19 protein-coding genes are annotated in these 17,736 nt (G+C 48.9%); 8 read left to right on the forward strand and 11 right to left on the reverse strand.

Annotated features, from left to right (window positions below; translation table 11 throughout):
* Window positions 1–16: 16 nt before the first annotated feature.
* Together ACO0K9_RS15295 and ACO0K9_RS15300 are read left to right on the forward strand one after the other, a co-directional pair.
* Entirely contained in the window at window positions 17–925 is a 909-nt protein-coding gene (locus tag ACO0K9_RS15295) for an OmpA family protein (protein ID WP_422986362.1), read from the forward strand.
* 103 nt (window positions 926–1,028) lie between these two features.
* Entirely contained in the window at window positions 1,029–1,604 is a 576-nt protein-coding gene (locus ACO0K9_RS15300) for a BON domain-containing protein (protein WP_422986364.1), read from the forward strand.
* A gap of 33 nt (window positions 1,605–1,637) precedes the next feature.
* On the opposite strand, the gene cls is transcribed toward ACO0K9_RS15300, so the two are convergent.
* From cls to ACO0K9_RS15330, 6 genes are all read right to left on the reverse strand, one after another.
* Window positions 1,638–3,035, reverse strand: a complete 1,398-nt coding sequence (cls, locus tag ACO0K9_RS15305) for a cardiolipin synthase (protein ID WP_422986366.1) — start codon at window positions 3,033–3,035, stop codon at window positions 1,638–1,640.
* 115 nt (window positions 3,036–3,150) lie between these two features.
* Window positions 3,151–3,480, reverse strand: coding sequence for a hypothetical protein (locus ACO0K9_RS15310; RefSeq protein ID WP_422986368.1), 330 nt, complete (start codon window positions 3,478–3,480; stop codon window positions 3,151–3,153).
* Between the two features lie 140 nt (window positions 3,481–3,620).
* Complete coding sequence (locus ACO0K9_RS15315) at window positions 3,621–3,773, reverse strand: DUF3309 family protein (protein WP_422986370.1); 153 nt, start codon at window positions 3,771–3,773, stop codon at window positions 3,621–3,623.
* Between the two features lie 162 nt (window positions 3,774–3,935).
* A complete protein-coding gene (locus ACO0K9_RS15320) occupies window positions 3,936–4,235 on the reverse strand; it encodes a hypothetical protein (protein ID WP_422986372.1) in 300 nt (99 codons plus the stop codon).
* 105 nt (window positions 4,236–4,340) lie between these two features.
* Complete coding sequence (locus ACO0K9_RS15325; protein ID WP_422986374.1) at window positions 4,341–4,874, reverse strand: hypothetical protein; 534 nt, start codon at window positions 4,872–4,874, stop codon at window positions 4,341–4,343.
* A 50-nt stretch (window positions 4,875–4,924) separates the two neighbouring features.
* Window positions 4,925–5,107 (reverse strand): CsbD family protein, encoded by a 183-nt coding sequence (locus tag ACO0K9_RS15330; RefSeq protein WP_422986376.1) that lies wholly within the window; start codon window positions 5,105–5,107, stop codon window positions 4,925–4,927.
* A 396-nt stretch (window positions 5,108–5,503) separates the two neighbouring features.
* Between ACO0K9_RS15330 and ACO0K9_RS15335 the strand changes: the two genes are divergently transcribed.
* Both ACO0K9_RS15335 and ACO0K9_RS15340 read left to right on the forward strand, forming a co-directional pair.
* Window positions 5,504–6,046, forward strand: coding sequence for a hypothetical protein (locus tag ACO0K9_RS15335; RefSeq protein WP_422986378.1), 543 nt, complete (start codon window positions 5,504–5,506; stop codon window positions 6,044–6,046).
* 103 nt (window positions 6,047–6,149) lie between these two features.
* The gene (locus ACO0K9_RS15340) at window positions 6,150–6,461 is read left to right on the forward strand and encodes a BON domain-containing protein (RefSeq protein ID WP_422986380.1); all 312 of its coding nucleotides are present in this window, start codon (window positions 6,150–6,152) and stop codon (window positions 6,459–6,461) included.
* 269 nt (window positions 6,462–6,730) lie between these two features.
* Here the strand turns inward: ACO0K9_RS15340 and ACO0K9_RS15345 are convergent, their stop codons facing one another.
* Window positions 6,731–7,771, reverse strand: a complete 1,041-nt coding sequence (locus tag ACO0K9_RS15345; RefSeq protein WP_422986382.1) for an OmpA family protein — start codon at window positions 7,769–7,771, stop codon at window positions 6,731–6,733.
* Window positions 7,772–8,397: 626 nt separating this feature from the next.
* On the opposite strand from ACO0K9_RS15345, the gene ACO0K9_RS15350 reads away from it, so the two are divergent.
* The 3 genes from ACO0K9_RS15350 (at window position 8,398) to ACO0K9_RS15360 (ending at window position 10,205) form a co-directional block, all read left to right on the forward strand.
* Window positions 8,398–9,036 (forward strand): Crp/Fnr family transcriptional regulator, encoded by a 639-nt coding sequence (locus ACO0K9_RS15350; protein ID WP_422986384.1) that lies wholly within the window; start codon window positions 8,398–8,400, stop codon window positions 9,034–9,036.
* A gap of 113 nt (window positions 9,037–9,149) precedes the next feature.
* Window positions 9,150–9,728 (forward strand): sterol desaturase family protein, encoded by a 579-nt coding sequence (locus tag ACO0K9_RS15355; RefSeq protein ID WP_422986386.1) that lies wholly within the window; start codon window positions 9,150–9,152, stop codon window positions 9,726–9,728.
* Window positions 9,729–9,764: 36 nt separating this feature from the next.
* Complete coding sequence (locus ACO0K9_RS15360) at window positions 9,765–10,205, forward strand: BON domain-containing protein (RefSeq protein ID WP_422986388.1); 441 nt, start codon at window positions 9,765–9,767, stop codon at window positions 10,203–10,205.
* Between the two features lie 46 nt (window positions 10,206–10,251).
* Here the strand turns inward: ACO0K9_RS15360 and ACO0K9_RS15365 are convergent, their stop codons facing one another.
* From ACO0K9_RS15365 to ACO0K9_RS15375, 3 genes are all read right to left on the reverse strand, one after another.
* Window positions 10,252–12,657: a tetratricopeptide repeat protein gene (locus ACO0K9_RS15365; protein ID WP_422986390.1), complete on the reverse strand. Its 2,406-nt coding sequence runs from the start codon at window positions 12,655–12,657 to the stop codon at window positions 10,252–10,254.
* Between the two features lie 525 nt (window positions 12,658–13,182).
* A complete protein-coding gene (locus ACO0K9_RS15370) occupies window positions 13,183–14,409 on the reverse strand; it encodes a Yip1 family protein (RefSeq protein WP_422986392.1) in 1,227 nt (408 codons plus the stop codon).
* Window positions 14,410–14,573: 164 nt separating this feature from the next.
* On the reverse strand, window positions 14,574–14,900 hold the full coding sequence (locus ACO0K9_RS15375; protein ID WP_422986394.1) for a hypothetical protein: 327 nt from the start codon (window positions 14,898–14,900) through the stop codon (window positions 14,574–14,576).
* A 202-nt stretch (window positions 14,901–15,102) separates the two neighbouring features.
* Here ACO0K9_RS15375 and ACO0K9_RS15380 point away from each other — a divergent pair, with 202 nt between their 5' ends.
* Entirely contained in the window at window positions 15,103–16,023 is a 921-nt protein-coding gene (locus tag ACO0K9_RS15380) for a GNAT family N-acetyltransferase (protein ID WP_422986396.1), read from the forward strand.
* 9 nt (window positions 16,024–16,032) lie between these two features.
* Here ACO0K9_RS15380 and rtcR read toward each other — a convergent pair whose 3' ends face one another.
* Window positions 16,033–17,646 carry an RNA repair transcriptional activator RtcR gene (rtcR, locus tag ACO0K9_RS15385; RefSeq protein WP_422986398.1) on the reverse strand — a complete coding sequence of 538 codons (1,614 nt, stop codon included), beginning with the start codon at window positions 17,644–17,646 and terminating at the stop codon, window positions 16,033–16,035.
* Window positions 17,647–17,736: the final 90 nt, after the last annotated feature.

Raw genomic sequence — 17,736 nt, forward strand, 5'->3', positions numbered from 1 at the left:
TACTCAGGAAACCATCATGAAGAAAATATTCTTGCCAGCAGCATTGCTGACGACCCTTGTACTCGCTGCCTGTAGCAGCATGCCAAAGACCACCAGCTTGCTGGACCAAACGCGCATGGATTATCAGGCAGCACAAAATAATCCCAATATAATTACCCTTGCACCATTGGAAATGCGTCAGGCAACTGTAGCGATGGATGACGCCAATACCGCTGCAAAGAACGATGAAAGTTCGGAAAAAATAGATCGCCTTGCTTATCTGGCGAAGCAGAAGATAGGAGTGGCGCAGGAATTGACCAAACAGAAAATGGCAGAAGCCAGTGTCGCTGCGGCTGCAAAAACACGTGACCAGATACGTCTGGATCAGCGAACCAATGAAGCCGACCAGGCAAAAGCACAGGCAGAGCAAGCCAGGCTGGCTGCGCAAATAGCACAAGCCGAAGCAAGCGATGCCCAAAAACGCAGCTTGGATGAACAAGCGAAAGCCAATGAGATGCAAGGCCGGAATGCAGCGCTGGAAGCCCAGTTGGCAGATTTGAAGGCCAAGACCACCGAACGTGGCATCATCATCACCCTGGGTGACGTACTGTTTGGTATCGATCAGGCTAAATTGACACCAGACGGTATGCGTACGACGCAGAAACTGGCTGATGTCTTGCAAAGTAATATGCAAAGAACGGTGCTGGTAGAAGGTTACACCGATAACACCGGTTCTAAAGCACATAACCAGGACCTGTCAGAACGACGTGCCGGTGCTGTGCGTAGTGCACTGGTATTGATGGGCGTAGCACGTGACCGCATTGCCACACGTGGTTATGGCGAGGCTTATCCGGCAGCAGAAAATGACAGCGCGCAAAACCGCCAGTTGAATCGCCGCGTTGAAATTGTTTTGTCAGACGCTAATGGCAAGACTACTCCGCGTTAATTTACCGTCCACTGATACATTCCCCTATAAGTACGTGCCAAATCCGCTATAGGGGAATGCAGCAGCGCCAGCTTAATCCCGCAATAGTCTACTAGGAGGAATGATGACAAATTTTTGCCAAACCAAATATATTCTGCCTGCTATTTCTGTCAGCCTGTTATTGACGCTGATGGCCTGTAATAAAGGCGCAGATACCAATGGACCCAATGCCGCGACCACCATAGGCGTTGAAATTGACGACTCTGTCATTACCACCAAGGTCAAAACCGCCTTGATGGCAGATGATACGGTAAAAAGTATGGACGTGAAAATAGAAACCCGCAAAGGTGAAGTCCTGCTCAGTGGATTCGCCGACAATCAGGCCCAGATCGATCGCAGCGTGGTCGTGGCACTGACGATCGAGGGAGTCAAAAAAGTTGATAATAAAATGAGCCTGAAAGAAGGCGTGCAGACCGTCGGCAACAAGATTGATGACAGTGTTATTACAACTGGCGTGAAAGCAGCACTGCTGAGTGATGCACAGATGAAAAGTATGGATGTCTCTGTCGTCACGCGCAAGGGCGAGGTTCAGCTCAGCGGTTTTGTTGATAGCGATGCCCAGTCGCAGCGCGCCATCAGTATTGCCAAAGGCGTTTCAGGGGTTACCAGTGTGGTCAATAATCTGGCCATCAAAAAGTAGCTCTGTGCCCGGTGCAGTTTGACCGGGCAATGCTTAAAGCCAATACTCAAAGCGTCTTGCCAGCCATTCCTTCAATTTGGTCGTCACGGGCCGTTGTTGCCATTGCTCCATCTGTATTTCGCGGGACAGTCGCAAGTCTTCATTGAACGCATTTTCCATGGACAACGCAAATTCTGTATCAATCACGACGACATTGACTTCCTTGTTATGCAAAAAACTGCGGGTATCAATATTGGTTGAACCGACCGTCGACCATACCTGGTCAATGACAGCGGTTTTTGCGTGCAAGACGGCAATCTGCAATTCATAAATCTTGATCCCCGCTTTCAGCATCTCGGTATAAAAGGATTGTCCCGCATGGAACACCAACCCGCTATCGGTGACGCCTGGCATAATGATTTTGACATCCACACCCCGCTTTGCGGCAGCGATCAAGGCCCGCAGGATCTGGGCGTCAGGAACAAAGTAAGCTGAAGTAATATGAATCGACGTGCTGGCTTCCTGTATAGCCAGCATGTAAGCTTTATAAATTGCCGGATTACCCTCAGGTTCGCTGGCCAGCACCCTGACCATCTTGTTACCCCGGTTTTGTAATGGCGGGAAATAGGTTTTTTCTGGCAGAGCCACGTCACCGGTATTGGTCCAGGTGTCCAGAAATACCCACTGCAATGCAGCCACCGCCGGGCCTTCTATCCTGATATGCGTATCACGCCATCCTACCGCAGCCGGGTTTTTATTCTTTGAACGAAACAGGGAACTGTTGGCATAGCTAGCGCTGATGTTGACACCGCCTGTGAACGCAACTTCACCATCAACGATCAGGATTTTTCGGTGATCACGCCGGTTTGGTTCCCAGGGGCCGTGTAATTTGCCTGGATTGATGGGATTAAACGCCAGCATTTGTATGCCGGCAGCCTGCATTTTGTCGAAGAAGCTTTGTGGTGTGCCTATCGTCCCCACACTGTCATAGATGATACTGACCTGCACGCCAGCTTGTTGCTGTGCAATGAGCAGATCAGAAAATGCTATTCCCAATTCATCCTGGTCAAAAATATAGGTTTCCAGATGGATATGGCTTTTTGCTTTTTTGATGGCTTCCATCATGGCAGCCATGGTTTGTGGCCCGTCGAATAGCAGCGTGACTTGGTTGCCTGATATCAGTGGACTGCCAGTGACAGATTCTTCCTGTGCCACCAGGGCGGCCTGGTCCGGGCTGAAATTTTTCCAGCGTTGATGCATCAGGGCGACAGTCTTTTTGTTGCTTAATACGCCGTTCGCGTTTTTGACAGTAGGGACAGTTTTGTTGTTGCCAACAGTATCAACATCGGACGCATCCAGGTAATTGACTTCCGGCAGCGTCGCGCAGGCATTTAAAACCAGCACCACGGCCAGTGGGACAGCTAAGCGGATAGAGTGGATGTGACGCGCCATGCTGTTTTCCTGTCATCAAAGGAAGTTCAGGCGCATGTTGCGCCTGTTTGCATCAAGTTAGTATTGCTTATGTCAAGGAGCCTGGACGTGAACCGGTGTGAACGAGTTCTGCGTATCAACGCATCTTGATACCGGATTTGCTATATGCCGCAGCCATATCCTGTTGCAAGGTTTCTTTGGCAGCACGCAGGCACGGGCCTACCTGCTTTTTTTCCATTTGTTTGCATGCACCGGAAGATTCTTGATATACCGCTTCTGCTTCTTTTTTCAGCGTCTTGAAATAGGCCATCGGTGTCATTTCTTCCTGATACCAGCGGGCCGGATCGCCTTGCTGCGTCACTTCATTCTGTTCGGCACCGTGCGCCGCACTCATCAGTATTGCGGTACCGAGTAGTGCCATCAAGATCAGTGCACGTATAACATTGATTTTTGTATTCGTTTCCATACTAGCTCCATTGAGTGAAGAATCATTGATAGGACTTACGAAAAACCGCCCTGCCTGCGTTGCAGCTCCTAGCCGTACTTTAGTACTGTCGTCGTCGCTGACGCCTTGCCAGCACGATTTTGCGTAAGCCCTTAATTGAGTTATATCCGGCCCGTCAGCAGCAGTACGATGAGTACGATGACGACAAGGCTGGTGATGCCACTGGGACCGTAACCCCAGGATTTGCTATGCGGCCATGAGGGAAACAGGCCGATCAGTACCAGAATCAATACAACAAGAAGAATAGTGCTCATCAAGATCTCCATATTGGCCACAGGATATGGTCAATAAAATTTTAAAATTGCAAATGGTCATGCTGAAAAAAAGCTCGGTTTATCCAGGTGGTAATTACTTTTCCTGCCCGTAGTCTTGGCTTTGAGCTTGACCTTGCCCTTGCCCTTGCCCTAAACCGCAGATCATGGTTTGTCTTTCAACTGTTCCTTGAAGAAACGAAATGAATTGATAAACGCATCCCTGACTTTTTCGGTGCTGTTGATCATGCCTTCCCAGGTTTCTTCGCTGGCCACTTTGACTTCGGCCAATTTATCTTGAACCTGTTGCGATTGCTTGTGCAGTTTCATCATTTCTTCTGCATATTGCGCATGCGCTGCTGCGGTGGTGCTGGCTATCTTGGTTTCTATCTCTGCCAGGTTGACATTCAATTCGTCAAGTTGGGTCTTGATGCTGGCTATGTACGCTTCTCGCTTGGCTTTCATGATCTCTCCCCTTCCTGTCGGTAGTCGGTCTTCCGTAAGACAACTGATTTGCTTGTGCATTGGCCTTTTATAGGACTATGTGGGCTTATGTGGCCACATCTGGACCTACATGCGGGCGTATTCACCGCGCTGGTTTTTCCATTCTTCCGCAAGATGTTCTTCATTCATCGTACTGGTGGACGAAGGTGAGTAATGTTGCTTTGTTTCTAGGTCTCGTTCAAATTGTTGTAACCTGACATCGGAAATACCCCAACCGAGCAAGGCACCTACCAACCCACCCAAGATAACGCCGAATAGGGCTCCCGCGACTGCTGCCCCAATAGGTTGTGTGATGAGCAGATTGATTCCAGGTATGACAAATGGCGATATCAAGACAGCCAGCGTGGCATTGATCATGCCCAGGGTGCCACCCACCGCCATACCCATGGAACTGCCGGCCGACATATTCGATACCAGTTCACTTTCCAATACCCAGGAGACGGATTGATTGTTTTGCTCTTTGCTTGTTTCCCGTTTCCAACCAGAATTTTTTCTGATATCACCACGCCTGGTGGAAGGGCGTTTGAATTGCACGGGTGGCGTCATCATTTCTTCAGACGCGTCATCAAAAGACTGCATATTTTCAGTGCTTGTGTTCATGACCGTTTCTCCAATGAGAGGACTATCTTGGTATCCCGAAGTTCAACAACTTATTGTTTGACGATATCTTTGATGGCTTCTTGCGCATCACCTAAGGGTTTTTCAATTTTTCCTTCGATTTGCTTCCGTTGGCCTTTTATTTCCTGTTCTTTGTTGCCGACCAATTTACCGGTGTTTTCTTGCACTTTACCGGCAATGTTTTTGGCTGTGCCCTTGATTTGATTTTTGTTCATAACTTGTTTCCTTGGTTGAGGTGGTGTTGCCTATTCTGGAAGAGAAATGAATGACAGAATTCCAAAAAAATAGTGCGATGGCGTGTAGTAAAAAATTATTCGTCAGTTTTGATCGACTAGCCCGTCCTGCATGAAAACGTTTGTTCATCTTTTATCTGCCACTCCACATATATCGAAGTTATTGGGTTTCCCTAGTCGGGTCTGTGCGTTGCCGCACAAAACAACAGCCATGGTTTTTTGAAAAAACAGGTTTTGTAAAAATAAACAGATCTATGTTCGATACCGTACAGAAGTGAACTATGTCCAATAGCACAATTTGGCATCGGACTTCTCCGACGCGTTATTTATATCCCGTAGATCATGTTCACTGGATATTCACTCTAAAGAGGACAAAAAATGAACAAGAAATTGGCCATGTTAATGGTGTTGTCGGCTGCATTTTCCAGCGCAGCCTGGTCTGCTACGTCAGAAAAATCTGCTACTTATACCGCAGCGAAAGATGCGGCTGCGACGGAATACAAACTTGCCAGAGCTAGGTGTGACACTATCGCCGGCAATCCGAAAGATGTGTGTATTGCGGAAGCCAAATCTGCGCGGGTGCATACAGAAGAAAATGCCACTGCAGAATACAAAAATACCCTGGCTGCACGTACCAGTGCCGCCAAGGATATTGCGGATGCTGACTACGATGTAGCAAAAGCCAAGTGCGGCAGCGCGACCGGTAATGAAAAAGATGTTTGTGTCAAACAAGCCAGTTCGGACAAGATCGCTGCGGTTGCCAATGCCAAGGCAGACAAAAAAGTGATTGAAGCACGCGTGGACGCCAACGACGACAAACGCAATGCTGAATACAAGGTCGCCATTGAAAAATGCGATGCCCTGGCCGGTGCAGGAAAAGACAATTGCGTCACGGCAGCAAAAACGAAATTCGGTAAGTAATTCTGATCTGAAGGGCAAGAGGTGAACTGTTGCAGTCCACTGACACCTGTCCTTTATTCTTTGTTGTTTTTTAAATTCACCTCTATCATTCTGAAAGTCAAAAATGAAAATCACTCAACGCGTCATCACATTAATACTCTCTGCATCATTGCTGGCCGTCGCCGGCTGTGCAGCCACTCCTACACGTGAAGGTACAGGAGAATATATCGATGACTCCGTCATCACCACCAAAGTCAAAGCTGAAATACTGAATGAACCTAGCTTGAAATCGATGGAGATCAATGTCGAAACCTTTAAAGGTACAGTACAGCTCAGCGGCTTCGTTACTTCTAATGCCAACATCGACAAAGCGGTCAGCATTGCCCGCGGCGTTAAAGGTGTTCGTTCCGTCAAGAACGATATGCGTTTGAAATAAGATTGAAATACGGTTTCAAATCAGCTGTGAGACAAGTCCCGCTCTTCCTGTACAAGGAAGAGCGGGGTTTTTCTGAAACCGGAGCAAGCAGCCATATGGCTGTTTTTTTTTGTCACTTTGGGTGCTTTTCACCCTCGTCTTTAGTTCCTCAATTGCACAAGATCTGAGCGCGGGTGTGGCAGATTGCCCGCTGTTCGATGCAGTCAAAGAAAAAGGAGCCTGGGCTCCTTTTATCACTACATCATGCTCAGGCAGATGTTCACATGAGCTTATCTGGTACGCTGATCAAATGAAAACTGTTCTATTTCGACGCGGCGGTTCGGTTCCAGGCATACGATCAAATCGGCCCTTTTCTTGTTGCTGCATTCAACCACAGGATTGCTTTCACCCTTACCATTGGCGCTCATGCGTTCGCTTGCCACACCTTTTCCGAGCAGATAATCCTTGACCGAAACGGCACGTTTTTCAGACAGTTTCAGATTGTATTGATTTGACCCTATGCGATCCGCATAGCCGGTGATGACGATCTGATTGATCTGCATATTGCTATTGAGTGCGGCAGCAATATTGTCCAGTTTTGGTTGCGGTGTACTTAATTGAGCGCTGTTGAAAGCGAAGAGTTCTGTCGCTGACAGTGTAATTTTTTCATATCGTGGTGCTGGCGGCGGGGTTGGCGCTGGTGGTGGTGGTGCCTGTACTACCACTGCAGCAGGCTCATATACCGGCGGTGCTGTATAGGTTGCTACGCGTACTGGTGCTGCAGGTTTATCAAAGCTATAGTTCAGGCCTACGGACAGTTGCGAATTGCTGGCCTGACTGAAACCGAAGTCATTGCCATGCAGGTAGCCATGCACCTTGCGCCATTCAGCCTGAGCTGTCCACTGATCATTCAGTACCAGTTGAACACCAAGTCCGGCGCTGGCAGAAGGAGAAGTGCTGTCTGCCTGCCTGAAGCGATTATTTGTCCTGTCACGTTCTGCAGCCACACCCATGACCAGGTAAGGACGTATGGCATTGCGCGAGAATAAATACAGCACATCGACCCCAAGGGTATTTTGCTGATAGCGTCTGTCACCATCACTGGAGCGGGTATAGCTGGCACCCAGTTGCACATCCCACATTTCATCCAGCGGTTTGCCTACGCGCAGACCGACACCATAACCACGATTGCCAGCGCCAAATGTTTCATCTGTTTCTGCTGCGTGAATACTGGTACCGACGTACCAGGATGGATTGTAGTCAGCTGCGATAGCACTGCCCGTGCAAAAAATACTGGCGATAGCGCAAGGTAGTATACGTAAGTGTTTCATTATGTTCTTTCTGGTGTAGGAATAGCGGGGAAGAGGAATATCTGAAAAAGTGCCATTGAATACATGAGACTAGCCGACCTGTATGCGTGCTGAATCAGGCAGTGTTTTGACTTGCGTACTCTTTAAGCTGCGGCAAGAATAAATGAAAGGCAATATTCCATCAGTGCGCCAGCGCACGCTTCCATATCTTGTTGCTGAAGACTGACAGGCCAGGAAATTTTTGCATAACCGGGTCGCACAATGGAGTGCCATCATCATGGATGAAGTGAGCTCTTATTAAATCTGTTATTACGTGGCATAGCGCACATACGCTTTTGCGGTTAGCGTTTATTTTGTCTTGGGTGGCATTTCAATTGCAGGTGTGAAATGCAGGTATCAGAACGGGCCGGGTAGGTTATACATGCTGCGCGTTGATAGATATAGTGCAAATGGAGACAGAATAATGATGGATTTGAAATCTGGTTTTTCCATGCAGAAAGCGAGTATTTTGACAGTGCATAGCACAAAGCATTTTTTCCTGAAAAATAATCGAAAAAAAGTTGATCGGGCTGCTTGTGATATTGCCTTCTAAAAATCATTTGCTGGCCAGGTTGCCTGCGGCGGAACAAAAGGTGTTGGCAACAAAGATGCATACACACGCATTTGTGGTAGGCACGGTGTTGTACCGTCATGACGAAAAAATGGATACTGTTTATTTTCCGAATGACTGTTTGCTGTCTCTGATGGCAGAAGTTAAAGAACAGCAGGTACTGGAAATTGCTTTGTTGGGGCGGGAAGGGATGCTAGGTTATTCCGGGCTGGCAAGTCATCAACATTCTGGCTTGCGGGTAATCGTGCAACAATCAGGTAGCGCGGATTGTATCAGTGCCGCCGAATTCGGTCAGGCGCGGGAACATAGCAGGGCCATACAGGAAATGTGTTTTTCTTATGCTGAAATGTTGTATGCCGAAGCCAGTCAGATAGCAGTGTGCAGCCATTTTCATTTGCTGGAAGCGCGTCTTGCCAGGTCCTTACTGATCATGCGGGAGCGGCTACAGTCAGATCATTTCTTTATTACCCACGAGTATCTGGCCCTGGCCCTAGGGGTACGGCGGGTGGGTGTCACCAAGGCCGCCAGCGTTTTACAAAAACGTGAACTGATTTCATACAGTCGCGGCAAGGTCAGTGTCATTGATGCAAGCGGTTTGCTGTCGGTATCCTGCTCGTGCTTTCAACGTATCATCGGACATGGGGCCTCCAAATCTTTCACGCATTCCAAACGTTGACAGCGAACGGATTTTCCTGGCACACAAATTATGTACGTCAGCGTACTGACTATCCTTTCTAATCAGCCTATCTTTTCAGACATGAATCAATTACTGAACCGGATGGCATAAGCATGGCGTTTTTCTCTTTGGAACATAGCAAGGCAGCTTACCTGACTGATTTTATTTTATATGGCGTAGCGGTATCTTGCCTGACAATCTTTTTGGGATGGTCTGCGCCTTTTTCACATCCCTGGCAGATGCTGGCATTGCTTGGCATAGGGTTGATTGCTGCTTCGCTGATCGAATATCTCTTGCATCGTTTTATACTGCATGGCTTGCAACCTTTCAGGCGCTGGCATCAAACGCATCATGCGCGCCCCACCGCCCTGATCGGCACACCTACGATTTTAAGTATTACCTTGATTGTGTTCTTTGTTTTTTCGCCCGCATTGTTGTTGGGCGACGTGTTACGGGCCAGTGCTTTGACGTTGGGGCTAACCACGGGCTATCTGTTTTACACTATCACCCATCATGCAACACATCATTGGCAGGCTGATTCTTCATGGCTGAAGCGAAGAAAAATACAGCATGCCCGCCATCATCATCTGGATACACATCCCGTTTTCTTTGGTGTCACCACCAGTTTTTGGGACGACGTCTTTCACAGCAATGTCATTGAACGCGTCAAGATCAAAGATAGCAATAAGTAGCACAGCTTGTCTTTTAATGAGCCAGGAGCATGGCGTATGAGATCGGATAATGAAATACAGCTGGATGTCCAGGCCGGCTTGGCCTGGGAAACTGGCATTACCGCAGCCGATTTCGCGGTTACGGTGAAACATGGCGTGGTTGAACTCGGTGGCAAGGTTGCCAGTTTTTTCGAGAAGCAATGCGCGGAACTGGCAGTCATGCGGGTTTTCGGCGTGATCGCATTGAATACGGAAGTGGAAGTTCATCTGTCGATTAGTGCTGCAAGAACAGACAGGGATATTGGTCAAGCGCTTGAGCGGCTGATTCAAGTCAGCGATTATCTGAACCAGGACAAGATCAGTTTCACCGTCGAAAATTCCAATGTGACTTTAAGTGGTACGCTGGAATGGGAATTTCAGCGCAATGAATTGATGCATGGGGTTGCCGGTTTGACCGGTTTACGCGGTTTGTGTAACCAATTAAAAATCAAGCCCTGAAACACGCAATATGAAATAAGTTCCAGAGCTGATTTCCTTTGCAAGATCAGGATACTGTGGCGGTATAGGCGGGCAGCTCTTGCAGTTGACCTTGAATGCGGCTGATAACTGCATCCCAATCGCCGTGTTCAGCTTGCCTGAACAGGCGCATGGTATTCGGGTACCACGGTGTATCTTCACGTTGGCGCATCCAGCGCCAGTCGCTGCCAATTCTGGGCAGTAATACCCAGCATGGTTTGCCGAGTGCCCCAGCAATATGGGCAACGGCTGTGTCAACACAAATAATCAGATCCAGCGCATTGACGATGGCTGCCGTATCGGCAAAATCTTTGATATCCATACCTAGCGGCAGGATAGGCTGATTGGCCGCTGGCTGTAAGGCTTCCGTCTCACCCTGGCCTTTTTGCAGACTGACAAAGCTGATGTGGGGGAGCTGCCACAGAGGGGTCAGCGTTGCCAGGCCGGGCAATGAGCGGTTCCTGTCGTTTTTATGCCCTTCGCTACCCTTCCATACCAGGCCAACTTTGAAACCCGCATCCGGTATGCGGCTTCGCCATTTTTCCACTCTCTCTGGCAAGACTTTCAGGTAGGGGAAGGTGGAAGGAATACTCTCCAGTGTGGTATTGAAATGGAAGGGCAGACTGAGTGCAAAACACCAGTAATCATGTACTGGCAAGGTATCGCCATCCGTCAGGATGTTGTCCACACCTTCAGCGGTTTCCAGCAATGCCTTGAGTGGTTGCTTACAGAAGATGCTGATTTTGGCGGCACCGCCTTGTTTCAGCAATTTGATGTAGCGGATAAACTGGATGTAATCACCGAAACCCTGCTCAGGCCAGATCACCAGCGATTTTCCGTTCAGTGATTCACCCTTCCATTGAGGAAACGGGACATCCGGCATCATGGTGTTGGATTGTTGGGTGCGATTATCGTAGCGATATTCATGATAAGACCAGGCTTTTGCATAGTGGCCCTTGGCAAGTAACAGTAATCCAAGATTGAATGATGCATTGGTCATGTCTGGAGCAAACTTCAGTGCCTGTTGATAACTTTCTTGGGCTTCGTCCAGCTGTTCGCTGTCCTTCAGTGCCATGCCTAGGTTGTTGTAGGCTTCCGCCATATCCGGTTTGAGTGCTAACGCTCGGCGACAGTTGGCTACCGCTTCGTCGAGTTGGCCAAGGGCATGCAAGGCGCTGCCGAGGTTACTGTAGGCCGCTGCCAGCTCGGGGTCGATTACCAGCGCCTGGCGACAATACTTGATCGACTCGTCCAGTTGCCCTGCATCCTTGTAAACGATTGCCAGGTTGTTGAGCGTATCCGCAGAATCTGGGGTAATGGTCAGTGCTTTCTGATAGCTGGCGATGGCGTCATGGTATTGCCTCAGTTTATGCTGGACATTGCCAAGGTTATACAGCGCGTCAGCAAAATCAGGCTGGATTCTTAAGGCTTCGCGGCAGCTTTGCAATGCCGCATCAAATTTTCCCAAGTCATGTGATGCAGCGCCCATATTATTGTGTATGTGCGCAAGATTCGGATTCATTGCCAGTACTTTTCTCCAGGCGGCAATGGCTTTGTCCGGCTGATCCTGGGCAATGAAGCTCAAGGCCAGATTTTCATAGGCTTCAATATTCTGGGGATGGATCGAAATCGAACGTTCAAAGCTGGCAATCGCTTCGGCAAATTTACCCTGGCCGTACAGTGCACTACCCAAACAAAGATAAGCATGTGGCAAATCGGGATTGGTGGCGGTCGCTTTTTTCAGCGTGGCAACAGCCTGGTCGAGGTCATTCATCTTGAACAGGGCGTGACCAAGATTGGTCAGGATGTCGGCGTTGTCTGGCTGAATGCGCAGGGCATTTTTAAAATTTTCTGCTGCCGAAGAAAATTGATTGCTTTCGTAATCGATATTCCCCAGGTAAGAGTGCAATTCAATAGACTGCGGACTGATTGCGAGTGCCTTGATGACGACCTGCCTGGCTTCTTCCATCTGACCGGTCTGGAATAGCAAGAAACACAGTTCCCGGTAAGCGAGTTCGAAGTCCGGTGCCAGTGCAATGACTTTTTCGTAGTTGGCTTTTGCAAGCGCAGCTTTTCCCTGTGCTTGATACAGGCCAGCCAGAAAATAATGGGCATCCGAGATGGATGGATCAAGACTCAGCGCCTTTTGCAGATACGGTTCTGCTTCTTCCATGCGGCCCTGTTCTTTAATCACAAAGCCAAGATTACTGTGCACCTTTGCCAGACCAGAATCAAGCGCAATTGCCTGGCGGTAGCTGGCTTCGGCGGCGGTAAGGTTTCCATCAGCAAGATAGAGATCACCTTGTTTTTTGTGTTCGGCGGCGTCTTTTTCTGCGGCCACTGAATGCAAGCCGGCTGGTGCCAGTGTCGGCAATGGCGCTGGATCAGGAATTGTTTTTTTGCCGGAAAAAAGTTGTTTGATCTTGTTCAGCATCGTCTTTGTCTATGTATGCAAGATTAATGTTGATTGACGTTTGGGTGGTTTTGTTGCGGAATATCGCAGCGTGGTTAAGTTGATATTTCAGATAAAGGCTTCAATCCATGTCGGCAAATAGTATAACCTGCATCCACGTCATTTTGCTTTTTGGAAAGGCGGCATGACTGTATTTGATACCGAAAACCTGGCCCATACGGCTTAGGTGGGCAAATCAGGATATACGTTCTGGCGAGACTGGCAATCGTCGTGTGTGGAGAGTGTGGCGGGGATATATTCTGATTTCAGGCAATATCAGAAGATAATCTGATCATGCTGATACTGGCGACACCTTCGGGGTGCCGCCATAGGTACCCTAGTGTAGTGCTGCACACTTCTTGCCACTTATAAAATGCGCCTTTTCCGCCGATACTGCGTCAAAAATCCTCGCAATACCTCTGTATTGCTGCGGTTTTTTCCTTGTCTCAACGAAAAATTCGCGATTTTATAAGCGGCAATCTGCGTGCAACATTACACTAGCAAGCTTTATTTTGCGCCGTCGTTCTTCATCGCTTCCAGCTTGTCATACCCGACTGCGGCAGAGGCAGCCTTGATTGCTGCCATATCGACATTCTGGCCACGGGTTTCAACAATGAAACGGCCTGCTACCAGCAAGCTGTATTCGCCAGAGGAACCATCTTTTTGGAATCGTTCATGGGTGGGGCGGCCATTGACCTTGCCCATTTTTTCGTAACCGCCATCGGTTTCCTTATCCTGTTCCATCATGCCCCAGGCAAACATGGCACCGAACATCTTGCTGCCGCCGGTATCGGTCACTGATACCTGGATCTGGCGGTTGCTGTCGTCGGTATAGCGCGCATCCGCTTTGGAGATTTTGAATTCACCCATGGCTGATTTTTCCCCTTCCAGGCTGCTGCGTTTCAAGCCGCCTATGGCATCTGGCAGCAAGGCTTTCAGCTTGTCTTTATCGACCACTTCAGCCTGGCTGCCGGCACCCATGACGGTACCCAGGGCTTCGGTGGCTGCTTTCGCTTCAGCTTGCGGATCGCCCGATTTTTTTGCGGCTTCCATTTTTTTGTTGGCCTCTTCCATCTGCTTACCCATTTTTGCCAATTCACCCAGAGCGCCATTGGCTTCTTCTGACTTGGATATCGAGCGCAATGCCCCTGAACCAAACAGGGACGCACCGCCGACCGCACCAACCACGGTAGCTATCACCACCATCAGGACGATGGAGCAAATCACCGATACAGCGGTGTAGGCAGCGGTTTTTTCCTTGGGGGCTTTCATCAGCACAGGCAAGCCCAGGTACAGGACATAAACGCTATAGAACGCGGCGATCAGGCCGAGCATGCCCAGTGAGGGAATGATGTTCAATATTCCGGCTACCCATGCTGGTGTAAATGCATAAGCAGTGACCTTGAGCGCCTGCATGGGATTTTTTTCGCCGCCAAAATTGGGGGCCAGCGCGTTGATGATGAGGGAGATCAAATAAGTAGCGACCAAGCCCAGTACAAAATTCAGTACCAGCGTCGTGATACCGATCAGGATAGGGGTGCGTACTGTACCGATAAAGGGCAGGCTCATGCCGATGAAAGTCATGCCGATGAAACTGGCAAGCGCTGGGATAGCAGACAGTGGCGCAATGTAGTGCTGGTAGAGACTCGCCGTAGTGGTACTTTCTTCTGCAATGACTGGCCATTCTGTTTGCGGGGTCAGCGTGATGTTTTTCGCACGTTCAATCAGGTTCATGGATTTTCCTTCGATAAGTAGAGTATGGCGCTAGGTCGTGTTGAACTAGTACTTGTAGTGGAAAACAATGGAGCGAAAAAGATGCTACTTAGCTTTTGACTAACTGGCAAATTTAATTACAGTTTCTTGCAAGTTAATCATTAAACCAGGATGGTTTGTTGCAGTTATCGGTATTTAGACGTGAAATACAGGTAATAAATCGTCATTAATATAAAAATAATAATGTATTTTAATTGCCATCCGGCATTTTCAATCATGATTTGGTGTTGATTTTGTCTTGAGTGTTGCTGAAGTGGGTTGTTTAAGTATGAGAAGGGAAAATCTAAGTAAAAAACATAGCGCCATGTCGCCATGTCGCCATCAGACGGTGTCATGGCGGGTTTAGCTGCGCAGGGTGAGCCAAGGATCAGGGACGGTATGGATGACACAGACGCCAGCAAGAGATAAAACAGAAGTAGACCTTGATAGTGCAAAAGGGCTGCATTCCACACCGACATTTTCCTTAAGCCGATGGTTCGCTTCGTTAGCATGAAATAAATATCATATTAGCAAGTGGTATTGTTACATCGGTAACAATTTGAAACGTCTTTTTTTAGGGAAATGTGGCATATTTGCCATTGATTGTCTTGCAAGCCGTGTATGCCTGTGTGGATTCATTCTTGCGACAAATCTTACCCCTCTTTTAGAAGTGTCATGTCACCTCAGCTTTTCCTTACGGTTGTAAAAAACAGAGTTATCACACTGGATAAACGCTGGCTAGTGCTGTGCCTGTTACTGGTGGTCAGCCTGATTTATTGGCTGGACGAATACACCGGGCAACTGACTTTTTTTGCGCCGTTCTATGTTTTCCCGGTGGCGATGAGTGCCAGCCTGTTGTCGCGGCGGTGGACCATCTTCTTTGTCAGCTTGTGCAGCCTGGCCCGGGTGCAAGTGTTCAGCCAGACTTTCCCGGCAGGCAGTTATAGCTTGATAATCTTTGATATCGCGCAGAGTTTTGTGCTGTTTGCTGCCATCGCTGTACTGGTAATAGTCATCCAGAGAATCAGTCAGCGCCAGTCCAGGTATGCGGATTTCCTTGAAACCCATCTGCGTCATCTGCGTCGGCAAAAACGTATCAAGGCTAGCATCAGGCGCGCTCTGCCAGAGGATGCTGACGAAATCGTCGAGGTTGCCGTCTGCGGTGCCAGGAGTGGCGGCTTGTCGGAAGAGTTGTCCAATACGGTGCTGCAAAAGACGCTTGCCAAGGCATTCAGACAGGGCATTGTTGAGGGACAGACGATACGGGATGTCTGGATAGGCGGGAAGCAAAAAGTGTCCGTCGAATTTTGGGTATCCATTATCAACGGTCGGGTTGCCGGCTTTTTCATGCTGTATGGTCTGGACAGCATGAATGGGTCGGAGCGCGAATTGCATGCCATGGTAGTGAAAGATGATTATCTGGGGCTGGGTATAGGCTCGGCCATGACAGACTTTTTCTGTATGCATTTTAAAAATCGCCGCTTGTTTGCTGCTTGCAAGCCGGATTCCAAGATGATGAAAATGCTGACCCGCAGAGGGTTTGTGTTTTTCTGTTCCACGGATAACGAATACGTCATCATTGACCGGCATAATTAGCACGGATGCCTATGTCGGCTGATTCAGTGTTGCCCAGCTTAAACCGAATTTATGCAGGTATTTTTTCAGCCTGTCGGCATCATTCGGGTTGGCTTTTGTGCTGCGTGAGGCGGCAAACAGTTTCCGGCCTGCTTCTGACAGCGATTTACTGTGCAGGCAGATGCCCAGTACCGCCTTGAGCTGCACGGTATCGAATAAATCCAGTGCGGAAATTTGTTGCGTATCGAGGTAGGTGTGCAAGTCAATTTCTGATGCAATACCATCCTTATTCCCGGCATGCGACCACAGGCGTTGCAGGCGCTTGATTTCATCTTCTACTATATGGTCATTGATACGACCCGCATCGGCCAGGGTTGCCATGCGGGTGACGGATGCCGACAGGTCGCGGAAATTACCTGTCCATATAGCTTGCGCGGAGGTGGCAAAGGCCATGTAGCGATCCCGGGCCTCTTTATTGAAGCGCACCATTTGTCCATGCTCGTTACTGAACTGCGCCAACTGGTAATCCATGTTCGGCGCAATATCTTCGGCCCGTTCACTCAGGCCCGGCAATTCATAGGTCCATAAGTTGATACGGGCAAACAGGTCTTCGCGGAAGCGACCGGCAGCGACTTCCTTGCCAAGCTCGCGGTTGGTGCCCGCCACCAACTGGAAATCGCTTTGTACTTCATGGTCGCCCCCTACCGGCAAGAACCGTTTTTCTTCCACGGCTTTTAGCAGCATCGCTTGTTCATCCAGGCCCAGTTCACCGATTTCATCCAGGAATAACAAGCCCTTGTGCGCCGCTCTCAGCAAGCCGGGGCGATCTGACATGGCACCGGTAAATGCACCCTTGATATGACCAAACAGGGTGGAGCCGGCACCGTCACCGCGCAGCGTGGCGCAATTGACTTCGACAAATTTCCCTTCCAGCTTGTGCCTGGCTTTTTTTAATTCAAACACCCGCTTCGCCAGGAATGATTTACCGGCACCGGTTGGGCCCATCAGCAAGATAGGTGCACGGGATTTGATGGCAACCCGTTCAATCTCATCAATCATGGTATTGAAGCGCGCATTGCGGGTAGCAATGCCAGACTTTAAAAATGCCACGCCTTCTTCTTTTTCGCGGGTAAAGCGCTGGGCAATCTGGTTATAGCGTGACAGGTCCAGATCAATCAGGGCTATTTCACCGGTATTGCCCTTGATCTGTCGACGTGGCGGCGAGGTCTGCAATAGCTTGCCGGGCAAATAGTTAGCCTCTGTCATCAGGAACAGGCAGATTTGTGCCACGTGCGTGCCGGTGGTGATATGTATCCAGTATTCCTCAGTATCGGTATCGAAGCGATATGACCTGGCAAAATCAAACAGGCTGGCATACACCTCTTCAAAATCCCAGGGATCTTGTATCGCCAACTGATGCGTGCGTAATGTCGTGGTCGGCGAGGTGGCAGCAATATCGTTTCTCAATTGCCCTATCAATGCATCATGCTGGCCACTGTGCAGCAATTCTATGCGGTCAATGGCAATATCGTCGCGCTGCGTCAGCGCTACCGTAGGTCGCCACTTCTCCCAGCGGCCACTGCCTTTGCCGTTGTCTAGCTGAGTGCCAATAAATCCTATCACTACCTTGTTTTTTGGTTTCATATTTGGATAAATATTTATCTATAAAGATAATTATAGTTTATTTATGGATAAAGAGTGAAAAGAATGAAAGTGGATGATGATTAAAAATAC

The sequence above is a fragment of the Undibacterium sp. Ji50W genome, from assembly GCF_049340445.1.
Classification (GTDB): Bacteria; Pseudomonadota; Gammaproteobacteria; order Burkholderiales; family Burkholderiaceae_D; genus Undibacterium.